General features: G+C 72.9%; 13 protein-coding genes. 4 read left to right on the plus strand and 9 right to left on the minus strand.

Going from position 1 to position 14,018, the window contains the following annotated elements; all coding sequences use genetic code 11:
* Positions 1–6: 6 nt before the first annotated feature.
* On the minus strand, positions 7–1,476 hold the full coding sequence (locus ABT127_RS10300) for an MFS transporter (RefSeq protein ID WP_351446650.1): 1,470 nt from the start codon (positions 1,474–1,476) through the stop codon (positions 7–9).
* Positions 1,473–2,675 carry a M20 metallopeptidase family protein gene (locus ABT127_RS10305; protein WP_351446653.1) on the minus strand — a complete coding sequence of 401 codons (1,203 nt, stop codon included), beginning with the start codon at positions 2,673–2,675 and terminating at the stop codon, positions 1,473–1,475. The genes ABT127_RS10300 and ABT127_RS10305 overlap by 4 nt, the downstream gene beginning before the upstream one ends.
* 122 nt (positions 2,676–2,797) lie before the next feature.
* Between ABT127_RS10305 and ABT127_RS10310 the strand changes: the two genes are divergently transcribed.
* On the plus strand, positions 2,798–3,838 hold the full coding sequence (locus tag ABT127_RS10310; protein WP_351446656.1) for an Lrp/AsnC family transcriptional regulator: 1,041 nt from the start codon (positions 2,798–2,800) through the stop codon (positions 3,836–3,838).
* Positions 3,839–3,841: 3 nt separating this feature from the next.
* On the opposite strand, the gene glgC is transcribed toward ABT127_RS10310, so the two are convergent.
* Positions 3,842–5,059, minus strand: a complete 1,218-nt coding sequence (gene glgC, locus ABT127_RS10315; protein ID WP_502971672.1) for a glucose-1-phosphate adenylyltransferase — start codon at positions 5,057–5,059, stop codon at positions 3,842–3,844.
* Positions 5,060–5,079: 20 nt separating this feature from the next.
* A complete protein-coding gene (gene glgA / locus ABT127_RS10320; protein WP_351447230.1) occupies positions 5,080–6,237 on the minus strand; it encodes a glycogen synthase in 1,158 nt (385 codons plus the stop codon).
* Positions 6,238–6,552: 315 nt separating this feature from the next.
* On the opposite strand from glgA, the gene ABT127_RS10325 reads away from it, so the two are divergent.
* Positions 6,553–7,635, plus strand: coding sequence for a DMT family transporter (locus ABT127_RS10325; RefSeq protein WP_351446661.1), 1,083 nt, complete (start codon positions 6,553–6,555; stop codon positions 7,633–7,635).
* Here ABT127_RS10325 and ABT127_RS10330 read toward each other — a convergent pair.
* Positions 7,625–8,875, minus strand: a complete 1,251-nt coding sequence (locus ABT127_RS10330) for a transglycosylase family protein (protein WP_351446664.1) — start codon at positions 8,873–8,875, stop codon at positions 7,625–7,627. The genes ABT127_RS10325 and ABT127_RS10330 overlap by 11 nt on opposite strands.
* Positions 8,876–8,982: 107 nt before the next feature.
* Entirely contained in the window at positions 8,983–9,954 is a 972-nt protein-coding gene (locus tag ABT127_RS10335) for an acetylxylan esterase (RefSeq protein ID WP_351446667.1), read from the minus strand.
* Between the two features lie 137 nt (positions 9,955–10,091).
* Between ABT127_RS10335 and gnd the strand changes: the two genes are divergently transcribed.
* Positions 10,092–11,531: an NADP-dependent phosphogluconate dehydrogenase gene (gene gnd / locus ABT127_RS10340; RefSeq protein ID WP_351446670.1), complete on the plus strand. Its 1,440-nt coding sequence runs from the start codon at positions 10,092–10,094 to the stop codon at positions 11,529–11,531.
* 407 nt (positions 11,532–11,938) lie between these two features.
* Here the strand turns inward: gnd and ABT127_RS10345 are convergent, their stop codons facing one another.
* The 3 genes from ABT127_RS10345 to ABT127_RS10355 are packed head-to-tail and all read right to left on the minus strand — an operon-like array spanning position 11,939 to position 13,457.
* A complete protein-coding gene (locus ABT127_RS10345; RefSeq protein ID WP_351446672.1) occupies positions 11,939–12,370 on the minus strand; it encodes a nitroreductase family deazaflavin-dependent oxidoreductase in 432 nt (143 codons plus the stop codon).
* Positions 12,371–12,421: 51 nt separating this feature from the next.
* Positions 12,422–13,078, minus strand: coding sequence for an aspartate/glutamate racemase family protein (locus tag ABT127_RS10350; RefSeq protein WP_351446675.1), 657 nt, complete (start codon positions 13,076–13,078; stop codon positions 12,422–12,424).
* A gap of 25 nt (positions 13,079–13,103) precedes the next feature.
* Positions 13,104–13,457, minus strand: a complete 354-nt coding sequence (locus ABT127_RS10355; RefSeq protein WP_351446678.1) for a GNAT family N-acetyltransferase — start codon at positions 13,455–13,457, stop codon at positions 13,104–13,106.
* Positions 13,458–13,540: 83 nt separating this feature from the next.
* Between ABT127_RS10355 and ABT127_RS10360 the strand changes: the two genes are divergently transcribed.
* Entirely contained in the window at positions 13,541–13,993 is a 453-nt protein-coding gene (locus ABT127_RS10360; protein WP_351446680.1) for a MarR family winged helix-turn-helix transcriptional regulator, read from the plus strand.
* Positions 13,994–14,018 lie beyond the last annotated feature (25 nt).

The following is a 14,018-nucleotide window of genomic DNA, read 5'->3' on the forward strand; positions in this document are numbered from 1 at the left end:
TGCAGATTAGCCAGGGCGGTCGGACACCGACCCCGCCGGGGCGGGAACGGACGCCCGCGCGCCGGACCGCTCCGCGTTCAGGCCGAGTTGGAGCAGGGCGGCGAGCGCGCAGGCCGCTCCCCCGCCGGTCCAGATCGCGAGGTACGCGGTGAGTGACGGGGTGTCCGTGCCGCCGAGGACGAAGGAGCCGAGCGCGACGGCGAAGACGGCGCCGCCGACGCTGCCGCCGAGTGTCTTGAGGTTGTTGTAGACGGCGGTGGCGCTGGCGGTGCGGTCGGCGGCGCTGCCCTCCACGATCACGGTGGGCAGCCCGCCGAGCGCGAGCCCGCAGCCGACTCCGACCAGCGCGTTGGCCACGGCGAACGGGGCGAGGCCGGAATGCACGCCGAGCAGGGCGAAGTAACCGACGGCGAGCAGGCCGAAGGAGGCGGGCAGCAGCTTGCGGTACCCGATCCGGGCGGCGAGCGACGCGCACAGGGCGGAGGCGACGAACGCCATGACGTTCGGGATGACGCCGTACAGGCTGATCTGCCAGGGCGCGAGGTCGAACCCGTACCCCGTCTCGGCCGGGGACGCGGCCATGAAGGTGACGGCGACGGACTGCCCGCCGAGCATCACGGCACCGAGCACGAACCCGGACGCGTAGAAGGGGGCGCTCTGCCGGCGGGCCACCGCGCGGACGTCGACCAGGGCGTGCGGGCGGACGAGTTGGCCCCTGGTCCATACGGCGAGGAGCACGGCGGAGAGCAGCAGTCCGCCGAGCGTGGGCGCCGAGCCCCAGCCCCAGGCGGCACCGCGCGAGACCGTACCGAGCAGGGTGGCCAGGGTGAGGGCGAGCAGGACGGCCCCGGACCAGTCCATGCGGCCGCGGCCCCGGGTGCGGGACTCGGGGATCGCGGTGAAGGACAGGCCGAGGCAGCCGACGGCCGACACGGCGAGGACGATCAGGGTCGGGCGCAGCTCGCCGAGCAGGCCGAGCAGCGGTCCGACGAGCCCGTGTCCGAGGACGGTGCCGAGGGTGAGGGCGCCGACCAGCATGCCGACGGCCCGGCGTCCGCCGTCGACGCTGAGCCGGTCCCGTACGAGGCCGATCTCCAGCGGCAGCAGCGCGGCCAGAGGGCCCATCAGGGCGCGGCCGAGCAGCAGGACACCGAGGTTCGGGGCGCAGGCCACGAGCACCGTGCCCACCGCGATGATCCCCAGCGCGACCCGGAGCATCCGCCGGTGCCCGTACAGGTCGCCGAGGCGGCCGAGGGCGGGGACGCTGATCGCGGCGGCCAGGTACTGGACCGAGGTGAACCACTGGGCCTGTCCGGTGCTGATCCCCTGCCAGTGCTGGATCTCGGGGACCAGCGGCACGGCCGCGCCCTGGAGGAACCCGCTGACCAGCTCGAAGGCGACGAGCAGTCCGACGACGGCGCGGACCTTCGCCGTACCGGTGCCCGGGTCCGTCCGCGTGCTCCCCTGGGCGCTCACGCGGCTGTTCCCCGGCCGAGGCGCCGCTCGGCGAGCGCGGCGAGCAGGGCGGCCTGACGGGCGAGGACCGCGTCGTCGAAGACGGCCAGCGGCGAGTGGTTCATCGGGGCGTTCGCGACGTCGGTGCCCTCGGGGGCGGCGCCGACCATGAGCATCGCGCCGGGGACGCGCTGGAGGACGAACGCGAAGTCCTCGGACCCGTTGGACGGGTTGGGCGCCTGCCACACCTCGTGCTCGGGGAACAGGTCGCGGGCGGTGTCGAGCGCGAAGGCGGTCTCGTCGGGCGCGTTGACGGTGACCGGATAGCTCACCTCGTAGTCGACCTCGGCCTCGATGCCGTGCGCCTCGGCGATGCCGCGCACCAGGCGCGGCAGCCCCTCGATGAGGCGTTCGTGCGCGGCCTCGGAGTAGCTGCGTACCGTCGCCTCGAAGGTGGCGGTGTCGGGGATGACGTTCTGCTGGGTGCCCGCGTGGAAGGTGCCGACGGTGACGACGGCGGGGTCGAACAGGTCGAAGCGGCGGGTCACCCAGGTCTGGACGGCGGTGACGATCTCGCAGGCGACCGGGATCGGGTCCTTGGCGCTGTACGGGGTCGAGCCGTGCCCTCCCTTGCCGCGCACGGTGACGGTCAGCAGGTCGGAGGCGGAGGTGACGGTGCCGGGGCGGGTGGCGATCCAGCCGCCGGGCAGGGTGTTCGCGGCGACGTGCAGCGCGTAGGCGGCGTCGAGGGGCTTGCCCGCCGCGTCGAGCACGCCCTCCTCGATCATCCGGCTCGCGCCGTTGTGGCCCTCCTCCCCCGGCTGGAACATGAACACCACGTCGCCCTGGAGGTCCGCGCGGCGCTCCGCGAGCAGCGTCGCCGCGCCGACGAGACCCGCGGTGTGCAGGTCGTGGCCGCAGGCGTGCATGGCGCCGGGGATCCGGGAGGCGTACGGGACCCCGCTGCGCTCGGTGACGGGCAGGGCGTCCATGTCGCCGCGGAGCAGGACGGCGCCGCCGGGCCGCGCGCCGCGCAGCACCGCGGTGACGGAGCTGAGCCCCTTGCCGAGGGTGATCTCCAGGGGCAGTCCCTCCAGCGCGGCGAGGACCTTCTCCTGCGTACGGGGCAGGTCGAAGCCGAGTTCGGGTTCCTGGTGCAGGGCGCGGCGCAGCCGGACGAGTTCGGGCTGGAGTTCCTGGGCACGTTCGGTGAGCGACATTCGGGGGTGAACCTCCTGGTACGGTCCGGCTGACCACGGGAGAGCGTGGGGGAATGGCGTCAGGGTGCCGCCCTGCCGCAGGAACGGACGATGAATCGCAGGGAAAACGCAGGAGGCGAGCAGTGACGCAGGAATCCGGCAGCGCCGCGCTGGACGACCTGGACCAGGCCCTCGTGCACGCCCTGCAGATCGCGCCCCGGGCCGGCTGGGCCCGGATCGGCGCGGCGGTCGGGGCCGACCCGGTGACGGTGGCCCGCCGCTGGCACCGGCTGACCCGGAGCGGGTCCGCCTGGATCGGCTGCCATCCGGGACCGGCCGCCGCCGAGTCCGGGCAGGGGTGCCTGGCGTTCGTCGAGGTCGACTGCGCGAACGGGCGGCTGACCGAGGTCGCCCGCGCGCTCGTGGCGGAGGCGCACGTGATCACCGTCGAGCACGTCAGCGGCGGTCGCGATCTGCTGTTGACGGTGCTCGCGCCCCGGCTGTCGGCGCTCACGCACTGGGTGACGCACCGGCTCGGCAGTCTCGACGGCATCGTCACCACCCGCACCCATCTGGCGAGCACGGTGTACACCGAGGGCAGCCGGTGGCGGCTGCGTGCCCTGAGCAGCGAGCAGATCGCCCGGCTCGCCGGGGACGCGGCTCCCCGTGCGGACGCCTCCGTCTTCGAGCTGACCGACCTCGACCACGCTCTGTTCGCCGAGCTGTCGGTGGACGGCAGGGCGAGCCACAAGGTGCTGGCGGAGCGGTGCGGGACGAGTCCCGACACGGTCCGGCGCCGGGTGAACCGGCTGCTCTCGTCCGGCATGGCGCAGTTCCGCTGCGAGGTGGCCCGGCCCCTGTCGGAGTGGCCGGTCTCGCTGATCCTGTGGGGCCGGGCCGCCCCCGCCGAGCTGCGGACGGTGGCCGAGCAGGTCACGGGCGTGCGCGAGGTACGGCTGTGCGCGGGCGTGATCGGCCGGCACAACCTCAAGCTGGTCGCCTGGGTCCGCTCGCTCGACGACGCCCAGCGCTTCGAGGTACGGCTCGCCGAGCGGGTGCCCGCCCTGACCGTCGTCGACCGGGCCGTTGCCCTGTGGCCGATGAAGCTGAACGGGAACCTGCTGGACGAGCGCGGCTACCGCACGGGCGCGGTGCCGATCGACGTGCGGGCCGTGGGCGGCTGACCGTCAGCGCACGGCCTGTCCCTTGCCGAGTGCGATCACCCCGCCCTTGGAGACGGTGTACAGCTCGGCGTCGCGGCCCGGGTTGACGCCGATGGTGGCGCCCGCCGGGACCTCCACGTTCTTGTCGAGGACGGCACCGCGCACCACGGCGCCGCGCCCGATCCGGACGTTGTCGTGCAGCACCGAGCCCTGGACGACCGCGCCGTCCTCGACGCTCACCCCGGGCGACAGGACGGACCGGGTGACCTGCCCGCGGATCACGCAGCCGGGGCTGACGATCGACTCGCTCGCGATGCCGGCGGCGCAGAACCGGGCGGGCGGCAGCTGCCCGGCATGGGTGTAGATGGGCCAGCGACGGTTGTCCAGGTTGAAGGCGGGCCGGTCGGAGACCAGGTCCATGTGGGCGTCGTAGTACGTGTCGAGCGTGCCGACGTCACGCCAGTAGCCGTGGTCGCGCTCGGTCTCGCCGGGGACGTGGTTGCCGTCGAAGTCGTAGACCTGGGCGACACCGCGCTCGGTGAGCAGCGGCAGGATCGAACCGCCCATGTCGTGCGCGGAGTTGTCGTCCTCGGCGTCCTCCTTGAGGGCGTCGACGAGGGTCTTGGTGGTGAAGAGGTAGTTGCCCATGGAGGCGAAGACCTGGTTCGGCGAACCGGGCAGCGGCGGCGGGTCGCTGGGCTTCTCCAGGAACGCCTCGACGCGGGTGCCGTCGCCGGCGGGTGTGATGACGCCGAACGCGGACGCCTCCGCACGGGGCACCCGGATCCCGGCGACGGTGACGCCGGCGCCGGACTCGATGTGCTGGGTGAGCATCTGGCGCGGGTCCATCCGGTACACGTGGTCGGCGCCGAACACCGCGATGAAGTCGGGCTGTTCGTCGTGGACCAGGTTCAGCGACTGGAGGATGGCGTCGGCGCTGCCCGAGTACCAGCGCGGGCCGAGCCGCTGCTGGGCGGGGACCGGCGTGACGTAGTTGCCGAGCAGGCTCGACATCCGCCAGGTCGTCGTCACGTGCCGGTCCAGGGAGTGCGACTTGTACTGCGTCAGGACGCAGATGCGCAGGATGTCGGCGTTGACGAGATTGGAGAGCACGAAGTCGACGAGGCGGTACATGCCGCCGAAGGTCACCGCCGGTTTCGCCCGGTCCGCGGTGAGCGGCATCAGCCGCTTCCCCTCTCCTCCCGCCAGAACGATCCCGAGTACCGAAGGCCCACCGCGCATGACCATCAACCCCCCATGTCTCAACCGCCGTTCAGGATCTCCTCGTATACCCCGACCGTGCGCCGGGCTATCGCGTCCCAGCCGAATTCCGCGGTCGCCCGCTCGCGTCCGGCCGCGCCCATCCGGTCCGCCTCGCCGGGGTCGGCGACCACCGTGTTCAGCGCCTCGGCCAGGCCCCGCTCGAAGCCCTCCGGGTCCTGCTCCGCGTACGGGACGAGCAGGCCGGTCTCGCCGTGGGCCACCACCTCGGGGATGCCGCCGACCGCGGAGGCGACGACCGCGGTGCCGCAGGCCATCGCCTCCAGGTTGACGATGCCGAGCGGCTCGTAGACCGACGGGCAGACGAACGCCATGGCGTGGCCGAGGAGTTGGACGACCTCGGAGCGGGGCAGCATCGACGGGATCCAGTGCACCCCGTCGCGCGTCCGCTTCAGGTCGTCCACCAGCTCCCGGAACTCGCGGCCGATCTCGGGGGTGTCCGGCGCCCCCGCGCACAGCACCAGCTGTACGCCCTTGGTCAACTCGTGGGCCGCGCGCAGCAGATGGGGAACGCCCTTCTGCCGGGTGATGCGGCCGACGAACAGGACGTACGGGCGGTCCGGGTCGATGCCGAAGCGGCGCAGCACGTCGGTACCGGGGTCGGCCTGGTAGAGCGAGACGTCGATGCCGTTGTGCACGACGCGGACCCGCTTCGGCTCCAGCGCCGGGTAGCAGGCGAGGATGTCGTCGCGCATCGCCCGGGACACCGCGATCACCCCGTCCGCGGCCTCGATCGCCGTGCGCTCCGCCCAGGCCGACAGCGCGTAGCCGCCACCGAGTTGCTCGGCCTTCCAGGGGCGCAGCGGTTCGAGGGAGTGGGCGGTCAGCACGTGCGGGATGCCGAGGTGGAGCGCCGCGAGGTGTCCCGCGAGGTTCGTGTACCAGGTGTGGGAGTGGACGAGCTGGCGGCCTTCGAGGGCGGCGGCCATGGAGAGGTCCACGGAGAGCGTGCGCAGCGCGTCGTTCGCCCCGTCCAGGGCCGGCCACGCGCGGTGCCGGCGCACGCCGTCGCCCGCGCCCTCGCCCCAGGTGTGCACCTCCAGGTCGACGAGCGGCCGGAGCTCACGCGCCAGGAACTCGACGTGGACCCCCGCACCGCCGTAGACGTCCGGCGGGTATTCCCGGCTGAGCAGTCCCACTCGCACGCGCGACCCCCGCGTCTTCGTCGGTCGGGCACCACCGCTTCGGATCACAGCCTTCCTCGCACAATCGTTCGAGAACCGCTGTGCGCGGGGCGCGTCTCATGGTCACCCATGAACGGCCCTCGCGGAAGAGTGCCGACACGTTCGGTAGTCCGCTCGACACCCGCCCTGGGGATGACTCGCGACGCGGTGTACTCCATCGGCAGTAGGACCCAATGACTGCTCAGGTCGGACGACGCGAACGGGCGGAACGAGAGATCGTAGAGGTATGACAACCGACCGTCGGCCGCACCGCACCCCCAGGGCCGCCTCATGAGTGCCCTGGCGGTGTCCGTGCTGCTGTCCCTCGTCTCCGCGGTGGCCTACGCGGGCGGGGCGATCGTGCAGGAGCGGGTGGCGGAGACCTCTCCGCAGACGGCGTACGCGCCGCTGCGCAGGCCCGCGTGGTGGGGCGCGGGGTGTCTGAACGGCCTGGGCGCGCTGCTGCACGTCGCGGCGCTCGCCCTCGGCCCGCTGAGCCTGGTGCAGCCGCTGGGCGCGCTGACGATCGTCCTGGCGCTGCCGATGGCGGCCCTGCTCGTGGGGCGCCGCGCAGGGGCCACCGCGTGGCGCGGGGCGGTGATGGCGACGGCCGGTCTGGCGGGCCTCCTCGCGCTCACCGGCAGCGCCTCCGAGCAGTCCTTGGGCGGACCGGAGCGGCTGCTCGTCGGCCTGATCACGGCCGGGGGCGTGCTGGTCCTGACGATGTCGGCGCGGGCCGCGCACCGGCACCCGGTGGCGCGCTCGGTCCTGCTGGCCGTCGCGGCCGGCGGGGCGTTCGGCATGGCCTCGGTGTTCACGAAGTCGGTGGCCGTGGACTGGTCGGGCGAGCCGCTGGAGCAGCTGGCCACGCTGCTGGCGATAGCGGGCCTGGCCGTCACCGGCATGCTCGTGTCGCAGGCCTCCTACCGGGGCGCGGGCCTGGCCGTGCCGCTGGCGACGGCCACGGTCGTGAACCCGGTGGTCGCGGCGGCCGTCGGCCTCACGCTGTTCGGCGAGACGTTCCGGCACGGCACGATCGGCACAGTGCTGGCGCTGGGCTGCGGTGTCGTCGCGGCGGGCGGCCTGATCCTGCTGACGACGGAGCGCATCGAACGCGAGCAGACGACACAGGTCGTCGCCCAGGGCTCGCCGGACACCGCGGACCGTGGCGGCCAGGACGAACCGGCACCGGCGGTTCCCGATGAGGCGGCCGTTCCCGACGGTCCGGCGGTCCCGGAGGGAGGCCCGGCGGCCCGGGACAGCCCGGCGGTCCCGGACAGCCCCGCGGCGCTGGACAGCCTGCCGCGCCAGTCCGCGGACCGGCGCGGCGGACTGGGCAGTCCGCGCGAGGACAGCGGGTTCCTCAGATCCTGACGCCGTGGGCCCGCAGATAGGCGAGCGGGTCCACGTCGCTCCCGAAGCCGGGCCCGGTCCGCACCTCGAAGTGCAGATGCGGGCCCGTGCTGTTGCCCGTGGACCCGGAGCGGGCGATGCGCTGCCCGGTCACCACGCGCTGCCCGCTCTTCACGGCGAGGGCCGACAGGTGCCCGTACTGGCTGTACTTGCCGTCGGCGTGCCGGATCACGACCTCGTAGCCGTACGAGCCGCCCCAGCCGGCCGAGACGACCGTGCCCGACTCGATCGCCTTCACGGAGGTGCCGGTGGGCACCTCGAAGTCGACGCCCGTGTGATAGCCCTTCGACCAGGAGGAACCGGCCGCGTGGTACGGGGTGCCGATGGAGGCCGAGACCGGGGCCACGACGCCGCCCGACGCCTTCTGCCCGGAACCGGCCTTCCTGATCTCGTGCTTCTCGGCGCCGGCCTTCTTCGCCTCGGACTTCTTCGGTTCGGTCTTCTTCGGTTCGGTCCTCTGCGCGTCCGCCTTCTTCGCGTCCGGCTTCTTCGGCGCGGCCCGACGGTCGTCGGACTGCTGCGGCGCGCTCTTCCCGTGTCCGGGCACCGACAGCCGCTGACCGGGGACGATCAGGTCCGGGTCGCCGCCGACGACCGTGCGGTTGGCGGCGTACAGGCGGGTCCAGCCACCGCTCACCTTCCGTGACTCGGCGATGCCGGAGAGGGTGTCGCCGTGGACGACGGTGTACATCTCCGGGCGGCCCTTGCTCGCCGTCGACTGCGGGATGACCTCGGGCTTGACGTCCTTGACGTCCTTGACGCCCCCGGCCGCCTTCGTCTTCCCGGCCCTGGCCTTCTCGACGGTGCGCACCGGCTCGGCCGCGGGGCGGCTGAGCCCTGCCCGCTGCGAGCAGACCGGCCAGGCGCCGGGGCCCTGGCCCGCCAGGACCTTCTCGGCGACGGCGATCTGCTGGTCCTTGGTGGCGAGATCGGCGCGCGAGGCGTAGGCCCCGCCGCCGAACGCGGACCAGGTGGAGGCGGTGAACTGCAGACCGCCGTAGAACCCGTTGCCCGTGTTGATGCTCCAGTTGTTGCTGGACTCGCAGGCGGCGACCTTGTTCCAGGTGCCGACGTCCGCGGCCTGTGCGCCGCCCGCGCCGATCAGCGGGATCGCCATGCCCGCGCCGCCCACGGTCACGGTGAGCGAGGCCCGGTTGACCCGGCTCGGCTGATACCGGCGGTGCCGGCCGCGTAATGCCATTGAACGCCCCCTTGGCTGCCCTGCATCCCACAGGCACACGTAGGAGCCGCAAAGTAGCCTCTCCCCCACCTCGGTGACAAGGGTGCCGTCAGCCACCGTGGCCGTAATCAGTCCCTCAAGTGGCCCGGAATCCACTGGAGTTGGACCAGCTGCTGGAAGGGGCCGCCGCCCTCGTGGTCGTTGAAGGAGTACACCTCCATCGAACGCTCCGGGCCCGCCCAGTGGTTGTACGCCGCGAACACGGTCGACGGCGGGCAGGTCAGATCCTCCAGCGCGACCGAGAACAGACCGGGCGCCGTGGCGCGGGCGGCGAAGTTCATGCCGTCGAAGTACGAGAGCGTGCGGAAGACCTGCTCGTCCTGCCCGATGTGAGTCTTGAGGTACAGGGCGATCTCGCGGTACGGGTGTCGCTCGGTGAGCGTGACCGCGCGGCCGAAGTGGCAGAGGAACGGCACGTCGGGCGCGACGGCCCGCAGATCCGGGACGAGGCCCGCGACGGCGATCGAGATCCCGCCGCCCTGACTGCCGCCCACCACGGCGACCCGGGAGGCGTCGACCAGGGGATGCGCGCGGGCGGCCTCGACGGCGCGCACGGCGTCCGTGTAGACACGGCGGTAGAAGTAGTCGTGCGGGTCCTGTATGCCCTGGGTCATGAATCCGGCGACCGACGGGGCGCTGCCGACCGGGTCCGGTGTGTCACCGACCGAGCCGCCGCTGCCCTGGCCGCGGGTGTCCATGACGAAGTGCGCGAAACCGGCTGCGGCCCACTGCAGGTGGGTGTGCGGCAGGCCGCGCCCGCCGTTGTAGCCGATGTACTGCACGACGGCCGGAATCGGCTCGCTCGTGCCCGCGGGGAGGACCAGCCAGCCCTTCACGGGGTGCCCGCCGAAGCCCGCGAACGTAACGTCGAATACGTCGACCGCCGTGTACGGCACGTCGACGGGCTCGAACCGCGCGTCGAGCGCGTGCTCCCCGGCCTCGGCCAGCGTCTTCTCCCAGAAGGCGTCGAAGTCGTCGGGGGCCGTCAGGGCGGGCTCGTAGCCCCGCAGTTCGTCGAGCGACAGGTCGAAATGAGGCACGCACGGCTCCAGGATCGTAAAGAGTGCGGACGGGCAGCAGGCAGGGATGTCTCGTGGGGGGACCAACGATCACGCTACGCCTCACGACGCCAGAACTGAACAAGATCTTTCATTTTCCCAATCCAGGAGCGACAGGCATGAGCACTACAGCCCAGATCGGTGTCACGGGTCTCGCGGTGATGGGCCGCAATCTCGCCCGGAACTTCGCGAGGAACGGATACACCGTCGCCCTCCACAACCGCACCGCGTCCCGGACGCACCAGCTGGTCGAGGAGTTCGGCGAGGAGGGCATCTTCGTCCCCGCCGAGACCGCCGAGGAGTTCGTGGCCGCGCTGGAGCGGCCCCGCCGCCTGGTCGTCATGGTGAAGGCGGGCGAGGCGACGGACGCGGTGATCCAGGAGTTCGCGCCGCTCCTGGAGCCCGGAGACATGATCATCGACGGCGGCAACGCGCACTTCGCGGACACCCGCCGCCGCGAGAAGGAGCTCAGGGAGAAGGGCATCCACTTCGTCGGCACCGGCGTCTCCGGCGGCGAGGAGGGCGCGCTGCACGGGCCGAGCATCATGCCGGGCGGCAGCGTGGAGTCGTACGCGTCCCTCGGCCCGATGCTGGAGAAGATCTCCGCGAAGGCGAAGGACGGCGCCCCGTGCGTCACGCACGTCGGTCCGGACGGCGCCGGGCACTTCGTGAAGATGGTGCACAACGGCATCGAGTACGCGGACATGCAACTCATCGGCGAGGCGTACCAGTTGCTGCGGGACGTCGCCGGGTACTCCCCCGCGCGGATCGCGGAGATCTTCCGCTCCTGGAACGAGGGGCGCCTCGACTCGTATCTGATCGAGATCACGGCGGAGGTGCTGTCGCACGTCGACGAGGCGACGGGTGAGCCGTTCGTCGACATCGTCCAGGACCAGGCCGAGCAGAAGGGCACCGGCCGCTGGACCGTGCAGATCGCCCTCGACCTGGGCGTCCCGGTGTCCGGCATCGCGGAGGCGGTGTTCGCGCGCTCCCTGTCCGGCCACGCCGACCTGCGCGCGGCGTCCCGGCACCTGGCGGGCCCGGCGGCTCTGGCGCTGCCGGAGTCGGAGGCCGCCGCCTTCGCCGACCGGGTCGAGCAGGCGCTGTACGCCTCGAAGATCGTGTCGTACACGCAGGGCTTCCACGAGATCGCGGCGGGCAGCGAGACCTACGACTGGGACATCGACCTGGGCGCGGTGGCCCGGATCTGGCGCGGCGGCTGCATCATCCGCGCGGCCTTCCTCGACCGGATCACGGCGGCGTACGAGGCCGAGCCCGCTCTGGTGAGCCTGCTCTCGGACAAGGAGTTCGCCGACGAGATCGCGGCGGCCCAGGACGACTGGCGTGCCGTCCTGGTCGCCGCGACCATCCAGGGTGTGCCCACGCCGGGCTTCGCGGCGGCGCTCGCGTACTACGACGCGCTGCGCGCCGAGCGCCTGCCGGCCGCGCTCACGCAGGGCCAGCGGGACTTCTTCGGCGCGCACACCTACCGGCGCACCGATCGCGAGGGCTCGTTCCACACGCTCTGGGGCGGTGACCGCTCCGAGGTGGAGGCCTGAGCCCCTCGGGCCGCCTCACGCGGGTTGCCTCACACGGGTGACGGCTCGGGCTCCGGCGGCGTCGGGTCGGGGGCCGGGGTCGGGCCCGGCGGGACCGGCGACGGCGGGGGCTCCGGCACGGGCCGGGGCATCGGCGTCGGCAGCGGATCCGGGAGCGGTCCCGGATCCGGGACGTCCGGTCCGGGGCCCGGACTCGGCCCCGGGCCCGGGACGGGGCCCGGCGGGACGGGGTCGGGGAACGGCTGGGTCATCACATGCCTCCAGCATCGCGGAAAGGCTCGGTCCGCCCGGCCCCGCGAACGTGCCGGGCCGGGTGAACCTCCACTGTCTCCCGGGGCGCGTGCCCACGCCCGCCGAGTCCACGCGTCCTGTCGGCCGTTCCGTACGCGTCCGCCGTTCCGTGCGCGTCAGCCGTCCGTCCGCACGAGTCGCACCACCGGGATGTCGCGGCTGGTCTTGCGCCGGTACTCGGCGTAGGGCGGGAACAGTTCGACGAGGGAGTCCCAGACGCGGGCCTTGTCGTCGGGCGAGAGGGTCTCGGCGCGCGCGGTGAACCGTTCTGTCCCGACGCGCAACCGCACGTCCGGATTGGCCTCGAGGTTCAGGTACCACAGGGGGTGCTGGTCCGAGCCGCCGTACGAGGCGACGATCAGCAGGTCGTCGCCGTCGCGGCCGTGGATGAGGACGGTGCGGCGCCACTGGCCGGACTTGCGGCCCTGGTAGTCGAGGAGCAGACAGGGGGCTCCCTGGATGGTGGTGCCCCGGGTACCGCCGGACTCCTCGTAGACACGGGCCTGGTCGGCGACCCATCCGGTGGGGCTGATGACGACGTCGGTCATGGCGGTTCCTCGTCCCTCGGTTGCGGTGCGGTGCGGACAGTTTCCTTCGGCCTAAGCGGTTTCGGCCCGTGCGCATTCCGCCGCCGCGGCGGCGAGTCCGAGGCGCGGGCTGGAGAGCACGGGGACGGCGGTGCGGGTGCGTGCGGCGGCGTCGGCCAGGGACGCCTGGGCGAGGACGATCACGTCGGCCTCGGCCTCGGTGACGGCGTCGAGGGCGGCGGCGACCCGGTCCAGGTAGGCCTCGCTCGCGCCCGCGAGGAACAGCTCCCAGGCGTCCTCGACGAGAACGGTGCGCAGGTCGACGGTGCGTCCGGCGCGGCCGGCCTCCTCCTCGACGAGGGCGGCCGTCGGGCCCAGGGTGCTGCGGAGGGTGGCGACCACGACGACGCGGGGTCCCTCGGCGACGGCCCGCGCGGCCATCGGCCGGTCCACCCGCAGCACGGGGAGTCCGGCTGCCGCGGCCTGTTCCTGGGCGACGGCGCCGATGCTGGAACAGGTGCACAGGACGGCGTCGGCCCCGTCGGCCGCCGCCGCCTCCAGCAGCGTACGGACGTCGTCGGCGACGGCCCGTGGTCCGTCGGCGCGGGCCCGCACCAGGAGTTCCTCGCGCACGACGTGGCGCAGCGCGAGGCCGGGGTGGTCGGCGTCGCGCAGGGCGTCGAAGACGGGGACGTGGACGGGTGAGGTGTGCAGGAGCGCCAGCTTCATGCCCGGCACCCTACGCACGCGCAGGTCACCACAGTTCGGGGTGGTCGCCGACGGCCGCCTGCGCGGCGTCGAGGAGCGCGTCGGGAGCCGCGGGCGCCTCGCCCGGGTGCCGGGCCGCCCACTGGACGACGAACGGGCAGAGCGGCGCGACCGCGATCGCCTCCCGGGCGGCGGTCGCGTACAGCTCGCGGGCGAGGGAGCCGCCGATGCCCTTCCCCTCGTGCGCGGGCTCCACGACGGTGTGCACCGGCACGAGGGCGCGCTCCGGCTCCTCCAGGACGAAGTACCGGATGTACCCGGCGACGGCGCCGTCGGCGCCGCCGACCCGGGCGCGCAGAAAGCCGGCGTCGCGGTCGTCGTGGATCTCGATGTCGCTCATGGGCACTCATTCTGGAGCGTTCTCCGCCGGTCGGCCCGCGCACAGAACTAGATTCCACCTACACCCACATGCATCATGCGCTTATGCATAAGAAGGTTATGGACCTTGGCTCCGGGCCCTCCGCCGAGGAGTTGATGCTCGCGGTCGAGGACACGGTGCGCTTCGTCCGGCAGGGCACCACGGCCGGCGGCCTGAGCCGGGCGTCCTCGTCCCTGCTCAACCGGCTGCACCGGGAGGGGCCGCAGCGCCTGACGGAGCTGGCGCGGGCGGAGAACGTCTCGCAGCCCAACATGACGCAGGTCGTGTCCCGCATGGAGAAGGCGGGTCTGGTGCGCAGGGTGCCCGACCGGTCCGACGGCCGGGGCGTCCTGGTGGAGCTGACGGGCGAGGGCCGGCGCACCGCTGAACAGCGGCAGGGCGAGCGCGCGCTGGCCCTCCAGCAGCTCCTGGAGGCGCTGTCCGAAACGGAGTCGGAGGCGGTTCGAACCGCCTTTCCGGCACTGGCCCGCGCCGTCCGGGAGCACACGGAGGGCTGAGCGCCCGCGTCCACAGCCTTCGCGT

Source organism: Streptomyces sp. NPDC001904 (assembly GCF_040297005.1).
Classification (GTDB): Bacteria; Actinomycetota; Actinomycetes; order Streptomycetales; family Streptomycetaceae; genus Streptomyces.